Here is a 694-nt window from a genome sequence, read left to right as displayed (position 1 = left end):
GCCCCCCTCATCACCGCCATCGGCCTGTCCATCGCCCTCCAGCAAATCGTCTGGGCCTTCTACCCCGACGCCAAGAAATCCCGCGGCTTCCCCCAGTTCCAAGGCGACGCCTTCGAACTCGCCGACAACATCCACATCCAGCGCGACGACGTCTTCGTCCTCATCGCCGCACCCCTGTGCATGCTCGCCCTCGGCTTCTTCGTCGCCAAAAGCCGCACCGGCCGCGCCATGCAAGCCACCGCCCAGGACCCCGACACCGCAAAACTCATGGGCATCAACACCGACCGCATCATCGTCCTGGCCTTCGCCATCGGCGGCGCCTTCGCCGCCGTCGCCGCCGTCGCCGCCGGACTCCGCGCCGGCCAGATCAACTTCGAAATGGGCTTCATCCTCGGCCTCAAAGCCTTCACCGCAGCCGTCCTCGGAGGCATCGGCAACATCTACGGCGCCATGCTCGGCGGAGTCGCCCTCGGCATCGCCGAAGCCGCCGCCTCCACCTACATCCAGCACATCCCCGGCATGCAACAACTCGGCGGAGGCGGCTGGAAGGACGTATGGGCCTTCGCCCTCCTCATCCTCGTCCTCCTCATCCGGCCCCAAGGACTGCTCGGCGAACGAGTCGCAGATCGGGCGTGAGCGCGATGAAACCAGCCACCACCACCGAAACCACCCCCGTCATCCCCCTCCCCCTCGG

1 protein-coding gene is annotated in these 694 nt (G+C 67.0%); it reads left to right on the top strand.

Going from position 1 to position 694, the window contains the following annotated elements; genetic code table 11:
- Positions 1–636 (top strand): branched-chain amino acid ABC transporter permease (locus ACSNOG_RS32865; RefSeq protein ID WP_436756351.1); only part of this gene is annotated, 636 nt, incomplete at its 5' end.
- Between the last annotated feature and the right edge of the window lie 58 nt (positions 637–694).

It is taken from the genome of Streptomyces sp. URMC 124 (assembly GCF_051386455.1).
Classification (GTDB): Bacteria; Actinomycetota; Actinomycetes; order Streptomycetales; family Streptomycetaceae; genus Streptomyces.
This window is presented reverse-complemented; position numbering and strand designations above follow the sequence as displayed.